10 protein-coding genes are annotated in these 15,857 nt (G+C 73.8%); 7 read left to right on the top strand and 3 right to left on the bottom strand.

The window, feature by feature from the left end; all coding sequences use genetic code 11:
• Positions 1-225 precede the first annotated feature (225 nt).
• The gene (locus DDW44_RS06725) at positions 226-1,515 is read left to right on the top strand and encodes an MFS transporter (RefSeq protein WP_199782189.1); all 1,290 of its coding nucleotides are present in this window, start codon (positions 226-228) and stop codon (positions 1,513-1,515) included.
• Positions 1,516-1,620: 105 nt separating this feature from the next.
• Here DDW44_RS06725 and DDW44_RS06730 read toward each other — a convergent pair whose 3' ends face one another.
• Entirely contained in the window at positions 1,621-3,321 is a 1,701-nt protein-coding gene (locus DDW44_RS06730) for an ATP-binding SpoIIE family protein phosphatase (RefSeq protein ID WP_108905853.1), read from the bottom strand.
• Positions 3,322-3,567: 246 nt separating this feature from the next.
• Positions 3,568-5,190, bottom strand: coding sequence for an NAD(P)/FAD-dependent oxidoreductase (locus DDW44_RS06735; RefSeq protein WP_108905854.1), 1,623 nt, complete (start codon positions 5,188-5,190; stop codon positions 3,568-3,570).
• A 339-nt stretch (positions 5,191-5,529) separates the two neighbouring features.
• Here DDW44_RS06735 and DDW44_RS06740 point away from each other — a divergent pair, with 339 nt between their 5' ends.
• From DDW44_RS06740 to DDW44_RS06755, 4 genes are all read left to right on the top strand, one after another.
• On the top strand, positions 5,530-6,294 hold the full coding sequence (locus tag DDW44_RS06740; RefSeq protein ID WP_018892960.1) for a TetR/AcrR family transcriptional regulator: 765 nt from the start codon (positions 5,530-5,532) through the stop codon (positions 6,292-6,294).
• Between the two features lie 392 nt (positions 6,295-6,686).
• Positions 6,687-8,597 carry a sigma-70 family RNA polymerase sigma factor gene (locus DDW44_RS06745; RefSeq protein WP_108905855.1) on the top strand — a complete coding sequence of 637 codons (1,911 nt, stop codon included), beginning with the start codon at positions 6,687-6,689 and terminating at the stop codon, positions 8,595-8,597.
• Positions 8,598-8,936: 339 nt separating this feature from the next.
• On the top strand, positions 8,937-9,806 hold the full coding sequence (locus tag DDW44_RS06750; protein WP_108905856.1) for an IS5 family transposase: 870 nt from the start codon (positions 8,937-8,939) through the stop codon (positions 9,804-9,806).
• 27 nt (positions 9,807-9,833) lie between these two features.
• Positions 9,834-10,169 carry a hypothetical protein gene (locus tag DDW44_RS06755; protein ID WP_108905857.1) on the top strand — a complete coding sequence of 112 codons (336 nt, stop codon included), beginning with the start codon at positions 9,834-9,836 and terminating at the stop codon, positions 10,167-10,169.
• An 8-nt stretch (positions 10,170-10,177) separates the two neighbouring features.
• Here DDW44_RS06755 and DDW44_RS06760 read toward each other — a convergent pair whose 3' ends face one another.
• Positions 10,178-12,325, bottom strand: coding sequence for an asparagine synthase-related protein (locus DDW44_RS06760; RefSeq protein ID WP_108905858.1), 2,148 nt, complete (start codon positions 12,323-12,325; stop codon positions 10,178-10,180).
• 753 nt (positions 12,326-13,078) lie between these two features.
• Between DDW44_RS06760 and DDW44_RS06765 the strand changes: the two genes are divergently transcribed.
• Positions 13,079-14,524, top strand: coding sequence for an NsdA family TPR-like regulatory protein (locus DDW44_RS06765; protein ID WP_026165616.1), 1,446 nt, complete (start codon positions 13,079-13,081; stop codon positions 14,522-14,524).
• 115 nt (positions 14,525-14,639) lie between these two features.
• Positions 14,640-15,857, top strand: coding sequence for an L-2-hydroxyglutarate oxidase (gene lhgO, locus DDW44_RS06770; protein ID WP_017950129.1), 1,218 nt, complete (start codon positions 14,640-14,642; stop codon positions 15,855-15,857).

Raw genomic sequence — 15,857 nt, forward strand, 5'->3', positions numbered from 1 at the left:
TTCACCGGCGGTGCCTGACGGTGCGGTCGCGGGCGCCTGCCCGGTCCGCGACGGGCGGCCGGGCCTCTGCTCGGGGGTGTCGGACATGCGCCTCACTATTCCATGCCGCTGGTTTGGTTCTAAGTCCTTCGATGTGTATTGTTAAGCCTCGAAGTTTAGGTTCTAAGTCTTCAAGCTTCAGTCCTCCGGGCTGGCCGACCAAGGCAGGTGAGTGTGACCAAGGCGATGGGCGCGACGATGCGCCGGATCCAGGCGGGAAACGCGCTGAGCGCGTTCGGGCTCGGGTTCACGGTTCCGTACCTCTATGTGTATGTGGCGCAGGTGCGGGACCTGGGAGCGAGTACGGCCGGGGCCGTGCTCGCCGTCTTCGCCCTGGCCGCGCTCGTCGTGCTCCCCTTCACCGGGCGGGTCATCGACCGGCGCGGGCCGCTGCCCGTACTCGTCGTGGCCGCGCTGCTGGCCTCCGGCGGAGCGCTCGCCATGGGACTGTCCGGCAGCGTGCCCGCCGCCGTGCTGTCCGCCGCGCTGCTGGGCGCGGGGACGGCCGTGATGCAGCCGGCACTGGCCACGATGATCGTCTGGTGCTCCACCCCGTCCACCCGGACCAGGGCGTTCGCCATGCAGTTCTTCCTGCAGAACCTGGGCCTGGGCGTCGGTGGCCTGATCGGCGGGCAGATCGTCGACGAGAGCCGTCCCGGCAGCTTCACGCTGCTGTTCTCGATCGAGGCCGCGATGTTCGTCGTCCTCGCCGTGGTCGCCGCGACCGTACGGATGCCCCAGGCGCCGTCGATCCCCGACGCGATGCCGGAGAACACCGAGGCCAAGGCCAGGGGCGGACTGCGGGCGCTGCTCGGCCACCGCGCCATGGTGCAGCTGTGCGTGCTCGGATTCGTGCTGTTCTTCGCCTGCTACGGCCAGTTCGAGTCGGGCCTGGCGGCCTACGGCACCGAGGCCGCGGGGATCGAGCCGGCGACGCTCGGCTACGCGCTGGCCGCCAACACCGCGGTGATCGTGCTCGCGCAGTTCCTGGTGCTGCGCTTCGTCGAGCGCCGCCGCCGTTCGCGCGTGATCGCCGGGGTCGGGCTGATCTGGGCCGTGGCCTGGCTCGTCGCCGGTTACGCCGGGCTCGGGCACGGCGGCCAGGCGATGGCGGCGGCCGCGTTCATCGCGACGTACGCCCTGTTCGGGCTCGGGGAGGCGATGCTGTCGCCGACCGTGGCGCCGCTCGTCGCCGATCTCGCGCCCGAGTCGATGGTCGGGCAGTACAACTCGGCGTTCGCACTGGTCAAGCAGCTGGCGCTGGCGGTCGGCCCGGCGGTGGGCGGTCCGATGGGGGCCACGCTGCACGGTCCGTACATCGTGACGTTCGTCCTCTTCTCCCTGGGCATCAGCGTGCTGGCCCTGAGGCTGGGGCGGAACCTCACGGCCGTCCAGGACCGGCCCTCGCTCGCGGCCACGTCGCGGATCGTCGTCCGGCACCGGCCCGAACAGGGCAAGGCCCGGGCCGGAGTCTGACCGGTCGGCGTCCGGCGACGTCCGGGCGCCGGGCGAAGTCCGGGCGCCGGGCGAAGTCCGGCGGCATCCTGGCGGCGGATGCCGGGCGCCGGCCCCCGCCGGGCCCTAAGGGCCGTCGGGGAGGGCGAACTCGCACCACACCGCTTTGCCCCCGTCGGGGGTGCGGCGGCACCCCCAGGACGAGGCGATCGTCGCGACGATGGAGATACCGCGGCCCGCCTCGTCCTCCGTCTCCGCGCGGCGGCGCCGCGGAAGGTTCTCGTCACCGTCCGTGACCTCGATGATCAACCGGCGGTCTGTGCGCCGCAGGCGCAGACGCATCGGGGGCGTGCCGTGCTGGAGCGAGTTCGCCACCAGTTCACTCGCGGCGAGCACACCGAGATCGCGCAGTTCCACCGGGAACCGCCACGAGGCCAGCACTCCCGAAGCGAACGCCCTCGCGCGGGGTGCGGCCTCCACTCCACCGAGCAGTTCCAGCGCGGCGTTGTGGAAGAGTTCCGCGTCCCCGGCCGACCGGGCCGGATGCTGCAGGACGAGAACGGCGACGTCGTCGTCGTGGTCCGCCGTGACTCCCAGGGAGCGGATCAGCCGGTCGCACACGATCTGGGGCGAACCGGTCGCTCCGGCCAGCGCACGCTCCAGCGCGGCGACCCCTTCGTCGATGTCCTCGCCTCGCCGCTCCACCAGCCCGTCGGTGTAGAGGACGGCGGTGGAGCCCGGCTGCAGCGGGATCGTGCCGGAGGAGTGGAGCCAGCCGCCGGTGCCGAGCGGCGGGCCGGTCGGCTCCTCGGCGCGGTGGACCGTGCCGTCGGCGTCGCGCACGAGGACCGGCAGATGCCCCGCGGACGCGTACACGAGCCGGCCCTCGTTCGGGTCGTGCACCGCGTACACGCAGGTGGCGATCTGGCTGGGGTCGATCTCGGACGCCAGTCCGTCGAGGAGCTGGAGCACTTCGTGCGGGGGCAGGTCGAGCCGGGCGTACGCGCGGACGGCGGTGCGCAACTGGCCCATGACGGCCGCCGCACGCACCCCGCGGCCCATGACGTCGCCGATGACGAGCGCGGTGCGGCCGGCGCCGAGCGTGATCACGTCGTACCAGTCGCCGCCGACCGCGGCGTCCGTGCCGCCCGGGCGGTAGTCGGCGGCGATCCGCAGGTCGTCGGGCTGTTCGAGCTCCTGCGGGAGCAGTGACCGCTGCAGCGTGACGGCGGCCTCGCGGTGCCGGCTCTCACTGGCCCGCAGCCGTTCGGCGGCCTCGGCGTGGGCCGTGACGTCGGCGGCGAAGACGAGGACGCCCTTGACGGACTCGCCGTCCCGGTGCGGATCGGGCGCTTCGGCGGGCAGGCAGGTGACGGTGTACGAACCGCCGCCCCGGATCCGGCGGGACTTCACCGTGCGGGGCTTGCCGCTGCGCAGCACCTGGTCGAGCAGCGGGAGCAGTCCCAGCTCGGCGAGTTCGGGGCAGACCGCGGCAGCCGCGGCACCGGTGGCACGGGGGCCGAACGCCGCCTCGTACGCCTCGTTGACGTACGAGACCTGGTGCTCGGGGCCGTGGACGAGGACGACCAGCGCCGGCAGCCCGTCGAGCAGCCCGCGGACGGGGAAGTGCTCGAGCTCGGGAACGGAGGATTCCGCGGACGGGTCCTGCGCACCGCGCGGTTCGGTGACGACGTCGGTGGCGTCGGGCCGCAGGTCCGGCCGCCGGTCGTACTCACCGCGGGCCGCGGGGACGGAACGGCGGTCCGTCCGCGCTGCGGCGCGGCGCTGCGTACCGGGGAGCCGGGCGCTCCAGCGCGTGAAGTTCACGGATGTTCAGGCCTCGTGGTGTCGTTGCTGTTGTCGTGCGCGGTTGCGCTCGTGTGTCGGACCGGACCCGGTGCGGTTCCGGTTCCGCTTCCGGGGCCGATCCGCACCGGAGCGGCCAAGTCTGCTGGTCTCGTCGCCGATCGGCGTGGGGCGGGCGGCCGGCGCCCGGGCACGTCACTCTGCGCTGTCCGCACGTCCACCTATCGTCACACGTCCAGTGTGGCCCACCGCGCTGACAGCCGGGGGTCAGCCCGCCCCGCTTCCGGGTCCGGGAGCGTCCGGGTCCCTTCTCCGCCGGTCCTCCCCCGGTGTGTCGCCCGGTGTCCCTCCCTGTGTCCCTCCCTGCGTCCCTCCCAGCGCATCGCCGGATGCGGCCGCGGAGGCCGCGGACGGACCGGGACCGGTCCGTGGCGCCTGGCGCCGCCTGCTCTCCCGTGCGCTCATGGGCGGATCCTCGTGGCGGCGCGCGAGCGGCCTGGACGGGACGCCGCCCGCGGCGAGTTCGAACTCGGCCCGCGGGTGCTCCAGCGACCCGAGGGAGACGATCTCACGTTTGAAGAGACCCGACAGGGTCCACTCGGCGAGGATGCGGGCCTTCCGGTTGAACGTGGGCATGCGGCTGAGATGGTACGCGCGATGCATCAGCCAGGCCGGATAGCCCTTCAGCTTGCGGCCGTACACATGCGCCACGCCCTTGTGCAGTCCCAGCGACGCCACGGAGCCGACGTACTTGTGGGCGTAGGTCTTCAGGGGCTGCCCGCGCAGCGAGGCGACGATGTTCTCGGCGAGCACCTTCGTCTGGCGGACCGCGTGCTGCGCGTTCGGCGCGCACTCCGTGCCGGGCACCTGGGCGGTGACGTCGGGCACGGCCGCGGCGTCGCCGGCGGACCACGCGTGCTCGGCCCCCTCGACGGTGAGTTCGGCGGTGCACTTGAGCCGGCCGCGCTCGTTGAGCGGCAGATCCGTGGCCGCCAGGACGGGGGCCGGTTTCACACCGGCGGTCCACACGACCGTGCGGGTGGGCAGCCGGGAGCCGTCGCTGAGCACCGCGACACGGTTCTCGCAGGAGTCCAGGCGGGTGCCGAGCCGCACGTCGATGTTGCGGGCGCGCAGCTCCCGGATCGCGTACGTGCCCATCGCCTCGCCGACCTCGGGGAGGATCCGGTCGCTCGCCTCGACGAGGACCCATTTCAGGTCCGCGGGCTTGATGTTGTGGTAGTAGCGCGTGGCGTAGCGGGCCATGTCCTCGAGCTCGGCGAGCGCTTCGACGCCCGCGTAGCCGCCTCCCACGACGACGAAGGTGAGCGCCGCGTCGCGCAGGGCGGGCTCACGGGTGGAGGAGGCGATGTCCATCTGCTCGATGACGTGGTTGCGCAGGCCGATGGCCTCTTCGACGGTCTTGAAGCCGATGGCGTACTCGGCGAGTCCGGGAACGGGCAGCGTGCGCGAGATGGACCCGGGGGCGAGTACCAGCTCGTCGTACCGGATCGGGACCGCCCCGGCGCCCTCCTCCTCGGAGGCGAGGGTGGTGAAGGACGCGGTGCGCTTGGCGTGGTCCACCGACCGGACCTCACCGATGACGATCTTGCATCTGTTCAGGACCCGGCGGAGCGGTACGACCACGTGGCGGGGCGAGATGGAGCCCGCGGCCGCCTCGGGGAGGAAGGGCTGGTAGGTCATGTAGGGCGCGGGCGACACGACCACGATCTCGACCTCGCCTTGCTCCAGCTCGCGCCGGAGCTGCTGCTGGAGACGGATCGCGGTGTACATCCCCACATAGCCCCCGCCGGCCACGAGAATGCGCGTGCGCGAGGGGGTGCCGGGAGTCGTGCCGGGGTTCGTGGCCCGGGAGTGTGCAGCCTTCACCACCCCATGACGCAACGCTCCTCGGAGTTTGTCCACAGCCCCGGCGAATTGTGTGACCGGAGGTTCCGGCCACACCTCGGCGGGGCTGGTGTGCCCTTCAAGGGAAGGTTCGCAGGTCAGCGGGGTGGAAGAGGGTGCGGGACGGGGGTGGAATCAGGAAGGTTCCGGCCCTTGCTCCGATCGGGGGGCGCACCGGACGGAACTGCCCCTTCTGAATTGACCTCGACTCAACTATGTTCGTACCTCGTCGGGGTGTTCTGGCCGGTGACTCGCCTGATTCACCCCGGTGTCACGGCGGGGAGGTCTCCGGGGGGAGACGACATCATTTCCGGGGGAACATTCATGCACATTCAGGATTCGCATTGGTCCGGCGCCGTCGCCACGGAGACCGGTGGGGACGGGCGGGCGGGGGCGGCTGCGACCAGCCGTCCGGCGCCGCTGCGCGTGGACGCGCAGCGCAATCTGGAGCACGTGCTCAGGGCCGCGCGCGAGGTGTTCGGCGAGCTCGGCTACGGCGCTCCGATGGAAGACGTGGCACGTCGGGCACGGGTGGGTGTGGGCACGGTCTACCGCCGCTTCCCGAGCAAGGACGTGCTGGTGAGGCGGATAGCCGAGGAGGAGACGTCCCGGCTGACAGAGCAGGCGCGTACTGCCCTCGGCCAGGAGGAGGAGCCCTGGTCGGCGCTTTCCCGCTTCCTTCGCACCTCGGTCGCCTCGGGTGCGGGCCGGCTGCTGCCGCCGCATGTGCTGCGGGTCGGTGTGGCCGACGAGCCGACGGCCGCCGAGGACGCGGCCCGGGAGGAGACGCGGGTACCGCAGCAGCGGCTGGGCATCGCGGCCCAGCCCGAACTGCGGGTCGTCGCACCGCGTCCGGTGCCCGCGGCGGAGCGGGACGACGCCGGAGCGGGTGAGCTGCTCGACGTCGTGGGGCAGCTGGTCGACCGGGCGCGGGGGGCCGGTGAACTGCGCGCCGATGTCACCGTGGCGGACGTGCTGCTGGTGATAGCCACCGCCGCACCGTCCCTTCCGGACGCGGCGCAGCAGGCGGCCGCCTCGGCACGGCTGCTGGACATCCTGCTGGAGGGCCTGCGCTCGCGGCCCGTGTGACGGGGCCTCGGACCGTCCGCTCCGGTACGCGGCCACGGGCGCGCGGGGCCTTCTCGGGCGGCCTTCACAGCCTTCGCGGCCATCGCGGCCTGTGCGTAGGGCCGCGTCGCGGCCCCACTCCGGCGAGACCTCCGGAACGCCTTGTCGTAACGGCAGCTCTCACGCGGCGGCCTTCTCTCAGCGGCTTTCTCGCAGCGGTCTTCGGGTAACGGCCTTCGGGTAACGGCCCGCGGCGTCCGTCGTAGCGGCCTTCTCGCAGCGGTCCGGTCTCGTGCCTGGATTCGAACGGTCTCCCGGACGGGTGGTTGCTGTGCGGGGGAGGCTTGACGGCCCCGTCTCTATGGCACTCTGGCCGGTGTTCGGGTCACTGGGTGGGTACGGGGGCTTCCGCGATGAGCGGTGACGGTCACAACGAGCCGCGCGCCGGAAGGACCGGCGAGGAGTCCGACGGGCTCGGCGGCGAGCGCGGCGGGCGGGTTCCGTCGCAGCGCGGTGAAGCCTCGTCGGGACCCTCCGCCGACGCCTCGCCCTCGCCTCCGGCACCGTCGGACGCCGACCTGGTCATGCGGATGCGCGAAGGCGACGACAGCGCGTACGAAGAGCTGTTCCGGCGGCACTCGGACGCCGTGCGCCGCTACGCCCGCACCTGCTGCCGTGACGCCCACACGGCGGACGACCTGACGGCCGAGGTGTTCACCAGGACACTGCAGGCGGTACGCGGAGGCGCCGGACCGGAGCAGGCGGTGCGGGCGTATCTGCTCACGGCCGTACGCCGCGTGGCCGCCGCCTGGGCGAGATCCGCCCGCCGGGAGCACCTGGTCGAGGACTTCGCCGTCTTCGCCGACCAGGCGGCCCGCGCCACCGAAGCGCCGGCGGAGGACACGCTGGAGCTCGGTGCGGACGTGCGCGCCATGCACGCGGCCGAGCGGTCGATGGCGCTGAGGGCCTTCCGATCGCTGCCCGAGCGCTGGCAGGCGGTGCTGTGGCACACCACCGTCGAGGAGGAACCGCCGAGCGCGGTGGCACCGCTGTTCGGTCTCACCGCCAACGCCACGGCGGTCCTCGCCGGCCGCGCCCGGGAGGGGCTCAAGCAGGCCTATCTGCAAGCCCATGTGAGCTCCGCGCTCACCTCGGGCGGGGACTGCGCCCGGTACGCCGACCGCCTCGGCGCCTACGCCCGGGGCGCACTTCGGATGCGGGCCGAGCGCGGGCTGCGCAAGCACCTGGAGGCGTGTGCCGGCTGCCGGCTCGCCGCCGGCGAGCTGGATCAGGTCAACTCCGGGATCCCGGCGCTGCTGCCGGTCGCCTTCATCGGGTGGTTCGCCGCGGGGTACTCGTTCAAGGCCGCCGGCGTCGTGGCTGCCGGTGCGGCGGGAGCGGGAGCGGGAGCGGGCGCGACGGCAGGCGCCGCCGGGGCCGGCTCGGCCTCCGGTTCGCCGGGTGGCGCGGGCGGCGCGGCGGCAGCGGAGGGGCTCGCGGCACCTGTGAAGGCCGGGATCGCCGCAGCGGTGGCGGCCGCGGTGGGCGCGGGCCTGGTGTGGGCGCTTGCGGGTGGTCCGGAACCGCGGCCACATGCGCGGCCACCGGCGGCGAAGCCCGTCCCGGCGGGCCCGTCCGCGCCGGGGGCGACACCGTTACCCGACCCGCCGGACTCCGCCGCGCCCGGCGCGCCGCCCGCCTCGGCACCCCGCGCGCCGGAACCCGCTCCGCCCTCGCCGGCAGCGAGCCCCACGCCGTCCCGGGCACCGGCCCCCGGGCCGGACGGGCCGGGGGCGGCACCGGCACCCGTGCCGCCCGGGCCGCCGGGGCCACCCGGTCCGCCCGCGGAGACGGCGGCGCCCCCGCCGGCGCCTCCTCCGCCCACGACCGTCCACCGGCTCGACCAGCTCCGGTACGCGGTCGCCGGCGACCATACGAAACCCGAGGTGCGGCTCGGCGCGCAGAGCTGGATCTGGAAGCGGGACGGTATGTCGATCGGCGGCACTCGCTACGAGCACGGTGTGTCCGTGCACGCCCACTCGTCCGTGACGATCGATCTGAACCGTGAGTGCCTTTCGTACGACGCGCTCGTCGGGGTCGACGACATGACGCTCGGACTGGGAGCGGTGCGCTTCTCCGTCTACGCCGACGGGGTGCGGCGGTGGCGGTCACCGGTGCTGCGGGGCGGCGACCAGGCGGTAGGGGTGTCCGTCGGCCTCACCGGACGCAAGACGCTCCGTCTGGTCGTCGCCCCCCACGACGCGCGGCCCCTCGCGGCGACGGCGGTCGCCGACTGGGCGCGGTCGCGGATCACTTGCGTCTGAGGGCTCGCCCGTAAGCCGGATGTGCTCGCCACGTGATCGCCATGCGTCCGGCCCGCGTCCGGCCCGCGTTCGCTCCGCGTGCCGGGGGTCGCTCCGGGGCCTGCGGGCCGGGCGGAGTCGCGTGCCGTCCGCCGTCGCCCAGCTGTCCGCCGTCCGCCGTCCGCGAGCTGTCCCCAAGCCGTCCGCCGTCGCCCAGCTGTCGCCCAGCTGTCGCCCAGCCGTCCCGGGCGCCACCGTCGGCGGGTAACGGCGGGCGCACCGCGAGTGCGGGCAGCATGTCCGCTAGGGCGTGTTTTAGGTCGGGTTCCGGTTCGCGCCTCGCCCCGTGATGATCACGGTGTGGGGCGTGGGGATCTTTCTGACGAGCAGTGGTCGGTACTGGAGTCCTTGTTGCCTGCGGCGGGTGTGAGTCGCAGGTCGCCGGGTCGGCGGCGGCTGGTGGACGGTGTGCGGTGGCGGGTGCGGACCGGGGTTCCGTGGCGTGACCTGCCAACCGAGTACGGACCCTGGCAGACCGTCTACGGACTGTTCCGGCGCTGGCAGCGGCAGGGCGTGTGGGTCCGGCTGCTGACGCTGCTGCAGGCAAGAGCCGACGCGGCCGGGCTGATCACTTGGGAGGTCAACATCGACTCCACAATCTGCCGGGCCCACCAGCACGCGGCCGGTGCCCGCCGTGACGGCAACAGGCAGAAGGAGCCGCCTGGCGGGCTCACCACCGAGCCGGACGACCACGGGCTGGGCAGGTCGCGAGGCGGGTTCACCACGAAGATCCATCTGGCGTGCGAGCAGGGCCAGAAGCCGCTGTCGCTGCTGGTGACCGCCGGGCAGCGGGGTGACAGCCCGCAGTTCGAGCCGGTCCTGAACGCGATCCGGGTGCCCAGGGCCGGTCAGGGCCGGCCACGGAGCCGCCCGCTGCGAGTGCGGGGCGACAAGGCGTACTCCTCCCGCGCGAATCGTGCCTACCTGCGCAGACGCGGGATCAGGTGCACGATTCCGGAGCCGGCCGACCAGGTCCGCAACCGCAAGCGCCGAGGTGCTGCCGGTGGTCGGCCGCCCGCCTTCGACTCTCAGGACTACAAGGCCCGGCACGCGGTCGAGTGCGGGATCAGCCGCCTCAAGCAGCACCGGGCGGTCGCCACCCGCTATGACAAGCTCGCGGTTCGGTTCGAGGCGGCCGTCCACGTCGCTTCGATTCATCAGTGGCTGTGATCCACTCGCCGCCACGCGGGTCGTGCGATGCTGACCACCGATTCGACCAGCACATGGGGAGGGTTCGTGGCCGCCGACTACTACTGCGCGGACAGCGAGAACGGCGACCACGTCGACGACCCGTCCGAGGACGCCCTGTTCATGCTGATCAGCGACTTGAACGGCGCGGACAACACCTTCGTCGTCGTCCAGCCCGACGAGGACGATCCGGCTTGGTTCGCCTCCGTCGCGGTGTTGGACGAGGGCAGCTACGAGATCGTCCGGCGCGACACCCGTCAGCGCGAGCCCGACGTCACCATCGAGACCAGCATCAACCAGATCGCGGGCGACCTCACCAAGTGGCTGGCCGCCCGCGCTACCTAAAACATGGCCTAGGCCCGGAGCGTCGGGCGGCGTGGAACGCCCGAGGCGACCGCGCGGCGGCGGGGTGCCTCCGTGCCCGTCCAGCACGTGCCGCGCCGTGCCAGCAGCCGCCGTAGCCAGAGCTCCGTGGAGACCAGGTCCGCGAGCCCGTCCAGTGGAACCGGCTCGCCCTCGGACGCCGCCCGGAGGGCCTTGCGGACAACCCGGGCCTCCACGATTCCCGCGTCGGCGAGCAGCGGGGTGTCGAACAGGTCCAGCAGGTGCGGCAGCGACATCCGCATCCCCGCCCGCGTCGCCGTGGTCGAAGCCGCCTGGGACGGCGCCCCCCACCCCGGCGGCAGGTCGTGGACGCCCGCGCCCGCGAGGACCGTGCGCAGGACGGCGGTGCGCGCGCCGGGCTGGACCCGCAGGGCCTCGGGCAGGTCGCGGGCGGCCCGTACGACCTGGTTGTCCAGGAAGGGCGAGTGCAGCCGCTGGCTGCGCACCTCCGAGGCCTGCTCCATGACGCGGTGGTCCGCGGCGTAGCGGGCGAGCGCCGCGCGGGCGCGGGCCTCACCCGGGCGCTGCACGGAGGTCGGCCGGGTCGCCGCCTCCTGGAGGCGAACCGATACTTCGGCGAGCGCCTCGCCGGTCAGCCAGCGCGCCGCGGGCCCGGGCCGGGACCAGGAGAGGGCCGCGAGGGAGGCGCCGAGCGGCCCGTTGACCGAGGGCACCCGGCGGTTGGCCTCGGGGAGCCGGGTGGCGGCCGTCTCGAGGCCCGTCCGGTAGGGGGTACGGGCCAGCCGCCGCGCCGCCCGGTAGACGGTGAGCGGCACCAGCAGTGAGCCGGCCGTGGGGGCGGAGGCGCGGGCGAGGGCGGAGACGGGGCGCAGGAGCGGCCGTCTCCGGCGGTCCATCAGCAGGTCCGCCAGGCGGGCCGGGTGGGCGTCCAGCACCTGCCGGGCGCCGTGCCCGGTGAAGTGGTCCGCGCTGCCGGACACAAGGCGCCGCCGATTGCGTTCGGCCTCGACGAGCGACGGTCCCGGTTCGTCGGTGAGTGGGCCGTCCAGGTCGGCGTAGGGCAGAGCCTCGGCGCCCGCGGCGACGACGACGTGGTGCAGCCGCGGGTTCTCGGCGATGGCCCCGGCCCGTTCCATCTCGGCCTCGCGCCCCTGCGGGGTGGCGAGGTCGTTGAAGGTGACGGCCAGCAGCCGTTCGCCGGCACCGGTGCCGTGGCCGAGGATGGTGCCCGGAACGCCGGGCAGTCCGGCGGCGAGCAGGGCGAGGGTGCCGGAGGCGCTGCCCCCGGAGAGGTCGGCGCCGATGCCGGGTGCGGGTGCGCCTCGGGCGGCCCGGCGCTCCGCCGGGCCCATGCCGGGCACCGGTCCCGGATCGGGCGGCAGGGCCCCGGGGGCGTGCCGGGGTGCGGTGAGTCGTGCGCGCACGGCGTCGACGAGCGCGTCCCGCACGGTCTCCACCGCCCGGTCCGGGTCGAGTTGGGGTGCGGCGACGGCGAGCGAGGCGACCGGCTCGTAGCCGGTGATCTCCCGGGAGCCCTCGCGCAGGATGAGGGCGTGACCGGGAGGGATGCGCTTGACGCCGGCGTACGGGGTGGAGTCGCGCAGCGCCTCCGGGGATTCGGGGCAGGCGAGCAGGGCGGCGAGGTGCCCGATGTCGAGTTGGGCCTCGATGAGATCGGCCAGCGGCAGTGCGGCGGTCGCGTAGGCGGTGCCGTTGGCCCAGGGGGTGTAGAAGACGGGGCGTGCGCCGGCCAGGTCGCCGGTGACGGTGATGCGGCGGCCGACCTGGACGACGGCGGTGTAGCTGCCGGCCCAGGCGGTGAGATGGCGCAGGGCGCCCCCGCGCGCGGCGAAGAGGCCGACACGCAGTTCCTCGTCGCTGGCGGCACAGCAGCCCAGCACGGCGAGGCGGACGGCGGGGGTGCCTCCGCCGGGGCCGGGGGGCGGGCCGGCGGTGACGACACGGACCTCGTCCGGGCGCCAGTCGCCGACGGCCCAGAGCGGATCGGGGTCGCCCCACAGGAGTTGGGCGCCGACGGGGTGGACGGTGCGGCTGTCGTCGCCGGAGGGGGAAGGGGAAGGGGAGGGGCGGGTTCCGCCGGAGCCTGCCGTACCGAAACTTGCGGCGATACTGCTCCACCCCACCAGCCACCGCATCGCGCCTCCACAGCCTGTGGACAACTCTTGGCACTCCGGATTCGGCACGCCCGATTCAGTACGCCTGATGCGGCACAGCTGATTCGGCACACCCCGATGAGGACATGCTGCCATGACAGGGGCGCACCGGAGGGGCTCCGGGTCGCGTGCGCAAAAAGTGAACGCGCCCCTGGCATTGGCCATATGGGGCCGTCCGGCGACGGAGCGTCCGCGCGTCGAACCACGGGCTCCACGGCTGGCGAAACACCGAGGAGGGAGCGGCATTCAGCCAACTTGAGGGCCACGAGGAGCGGAAGATATCGCAAGAAACGGGGCGCAGGCGCTCGGTCCGGGAGACGGCAGCCGCCTCCCGGACCGGTCCGCCGCCCGCGGGGATTGAGGCGGCGGTGTCCCCCAGCCCATTGGATCCCTGGCCAATGGGCCGACCCACGCAGCACTCATGGAATCCCTCCGGCGACGGCCGGAGGAGAGCGCACGGACGGGCGCACGGCCACACGCCGGGAGCACGGTCCGCACGGGGAGTCGCACCCGAACACGCAACAATCTCGCCATCCGGAACACTGCCTCTTAACGGTCGGGATGCGGCGAACTACCCTGTGTGTCACCGCTGTTCTCCTCGGGGGTGAATATTCCCGGGGGCTCGGACACCTGCTCTTGCGTCCGGCTTCCGGGGAGTTGTCCCCTTGCGGAGAGGGGCGGAGCGAACGCCGGGCGCGGATGCCCGCCGGCCGTCTGTGTGTCGAGGGGTGGCGCATGTCCAGGGAGCAACGCGGGCCGAACGAGAAGCTCGGCACCGTTCTCGCCCTCGCGGGAATCAGCAACGCCGGGCTCGCCCGGCGGGTCAACGACCTCGGGGCGCAGCGCGGGCTGACCCTCCGCTACGACAAGACGTCGGTGGCGCGATGGGTGTCGAAGGGCATGGTGCCGCAGGGCGCCGCGCCCCATCTCATCGCGGCGGCCATCGGGCAGAAGCTGGGCCGCCCGGTGCCGCTGCACGAGATCGGGCTGGCGGACGCCGATCCGGCGCCGGAGGTCGGGCTGGCCTTCCCACGCGACGTGGGCGAGGCGGTGAAGGCCGCGACGGAGCTGTACCGGCTGGATCTCGCGGGCCGGCGCGCGGGCGGCGGCGGGATCTGGCAGTCGCTGGCCGGTTCCTTCTCGGTGAGCGCGTACGCCACGCCCGCCTCCCGCTGGCTGATCAACCCGGCCGACTCGTCCGTCGAGCGGAGCCTGCGGAGCGCGGAGGGCGGCGAGGCGCCGGAGAGCCCGGACGACGGGCAGGTGCGGGTGGGCCACAGCGATGTGGCCAAGCTGCGCGAGGCGGCCGAGGACGCCCGGCGCTGGGACTCCAAGTACGGCGGCGGGGACTGGCGCTCGTCGATGGTCCCGGAGTGTTTACGGGTCGACGCGGCGCCGCTGCTGCTCGCCTCGTACTCGGACGAGGTGGGCAGGGCCCTGTTCGGCGCCACGGCGGAGCTGACCCGGCTCGCCGGCTGGATGGCCTTCGACACCGGCCAGCAGGAGGCGGCCCAGCGCTACTACATCCAGGCGCTGCGGCTGTCGCGCGCCGCCGCCGACGTCCCGCTGGGCGGCTATGTGCTGGCGTCCATGTCGCTGCAGGCGACGTACCGGGGCTTCGCCGACGAGGGCGTGGACCTCGCGCAGGCGGCGGTGGAACGCAACCGCGGCCTGGCGACCGCGCGCACCATGAGCTTCTTCCGGCTGGTGGAGGCGCGGGCCCATGCCAAGGCGAGCGACGCGGCCGCCGCCGGGGCCGCCCTGAAGGCCGCGGAGAGCTGGCTGGAGCGCTCGCGGGAGGGCGACGCGGACCCGTCCTGGCTGGGGTTCTACTCGTACGACAGGTTCGCGGCGGACGCCGCCGAGTGCTACCGGGACCTCAAGGCGCCCCGCCAGGTACGCCGCTTCACCGAGCAGGCGCTGTCCCGGCCCACGGAGGAGTACGTCCGCTCGCACGGGCTGCGCCTGGTGGTGAGCGCGGTGGCCGAACTGGAGTCCGGCAACCTGGACGCGGCCTGCGCCGCCGGCACCAGGGCGGTGGAGGTGGCGGGCCGGATCTCCTCCGCGCGTACGACGGAGTACGTACGGGACCTGCTGCACCGGCTGGAGCCGTACGGGGACGAGCCGAGGGTGGCGGAGCTGAGGGAGCGGGCCAGACCGCTGCTGATGGCCCCGGCGTGAGCCCCGCGCGTCCCGTGACGCGCGTCCCACCCCGTTTGGCGCGCTCGCCCGCGGGCCAGTGCATCATCGTGGGCGGGACGGTTTCCCGGGAGGGTACTGCCGGGCTGGAAGGTGTGTGGTGACGGCGGCCGCATTCGACTGCGACGTGCTGGTGATCGGCGGCGGGATCATCGGGCTGTCGACGGCGTATGCCCTGACGCGTGCCGCGCCCGGCACCTCCGTGGTGGTGCTGGAGAAGGAGCAGGGCCCGGCCCGCCACCAGACCGGGCGGAACAGCGGAGTGATCCACAGCGGGATCTACTACCGCCCGGGGTCCCTGAAGGCACGTTTCGCCGTGCGCGGCGCGGCGGAGACGGTGAAGTTCTGCGCCGAGTACGGCGTCCCGCACGAGGTCACCGGCAAGCTGATCGTCGCCACCGGACGCGAGGAGCTGCCCCGGCTGCACGCGCTGGCCCAGCGGGGCAGGGAGAACGGCATTCCCGTCCGCGAACTGGGCCCCGCCCAGATGGCGGAGTACGAGCCGGAGGTCGCCGGCGTCGCGGCGATCAGGGTCGGCACCACCGGGGTGTGCGACTTCGGGGCCGTCGCCGGGCAGCTGGCGGAGGTCTCCGCCGCCTCGGGGGCGGAGATCCGCTACGGCGAGGAGGTGCGGTCCGTCGACACCCGGCCGTGGGGTGTCGCGGTCGGCACGTCCTCCGGGCTGGTCGTCCGCGCCCGCACCCTGGTGAACTGCGCCGGTCTGCACTGCGACCGGGTGGCGGCGCTCGCCGGTGAGCGGCCGGGCATGCGGATCGTCCCCTTCCGCGGGGAGTACTACGAGCTGGCCCGCCCCGAGCTGGTGCGCGGCCTGGTGTACCCGGTGCCCGACCCGGCGTTCCCGTTCCTCGGAGTCCACCTCACCCGCGGTGTCGAAGGCGGCGTCCACGTGGGACCGAACGCCGTCCCGGCGCTGGCCCGCGAGGGCTACGGCTGGTCCACGGTCCGTCCCGGAGAGCTCGCGGCCACACTGGCCTGGCCCGGTTCCTGGCGGATCGCCCGGCGCCACTGGCGCTACGGCGCCGGCGAGCTGCACCGCTCCCTGTCGAAGCGCGCCTTCACCGCGGCCGTGCGGCGGCTGCTGCCGGCCGTCGCGGAGGAGGATCTGCGACCGGCGGCGGCGGGGGTCCGGGCGCAGGCGGTGCTCCGCGACGGCACCCTGGTGGACGACTTCATGATCAGGGAGTCGGCCCGGGCGGTCCACGTCCTGAACGCGCCGTCACCGGCGGCGACCGCCGCGCTCCCGATCGGCCGGGAGGTGGCCCGGCGGGCGCTGGCGCACCTGGGAGGTGTGTGA

Source organism: Streptomyces tirandamycinicus (genome assembly GCF_003097515.1).
In the GTDB taxonomy this organism is placed as follows: domain Bacteria; phylum Actinomycetota; class Actinomycetes; order Streptomycetales; family Streptomycetaceae; genus Streptomyces; species Streptomyces tirandamycinicus.

Bases quoted from the DNA above. Each gene is read 5' to 3' on its own strand.
- DDW44_RS06725 (WP_199782189.1), top strand. From the start codon at position 226: ATGGGCGCGACGATGCGCCGGATCCAGGCGGGAAACGCGCTGAGCGCG.
- DDW44_RS06740 (WP_018892960.1), top strand. From the start codon at position 5,530: ATGCACATTCAGGATTCGCATTGGTCCGGCGCCGTCGCCACGGAGACC.
- DDW44_RS06745 (WP_108905855.1), top strand. From the start codon at position 6,687: ATGAGCGGTGACGGTCACAACGAGCCGCGCGCCGGAAGGACCGGCGAG.
- DDW44_RS06755 (WP_108905857.1), top strand. From the start codon at position 9,834: ATGCTGACCACCGATTCGACCAGCACATGGGGAGGGTTCGTGGCCGCC.
- DDW44_RS06760 (WP_108905858.1), bottom strand. From the start codon at position 12,325: ATGCGGTGGCTGGTGGGGTGGAGCAGTATCGCCGCAAGTTTCGGTACG.
- DDW44_RS06765 (WP_026165616.1), top strand. From the start codon at position 13,079: ATGTCCAGGGAGCAACGCGGGCCGAACGAGAAGCTCGGCACCGTTCTC.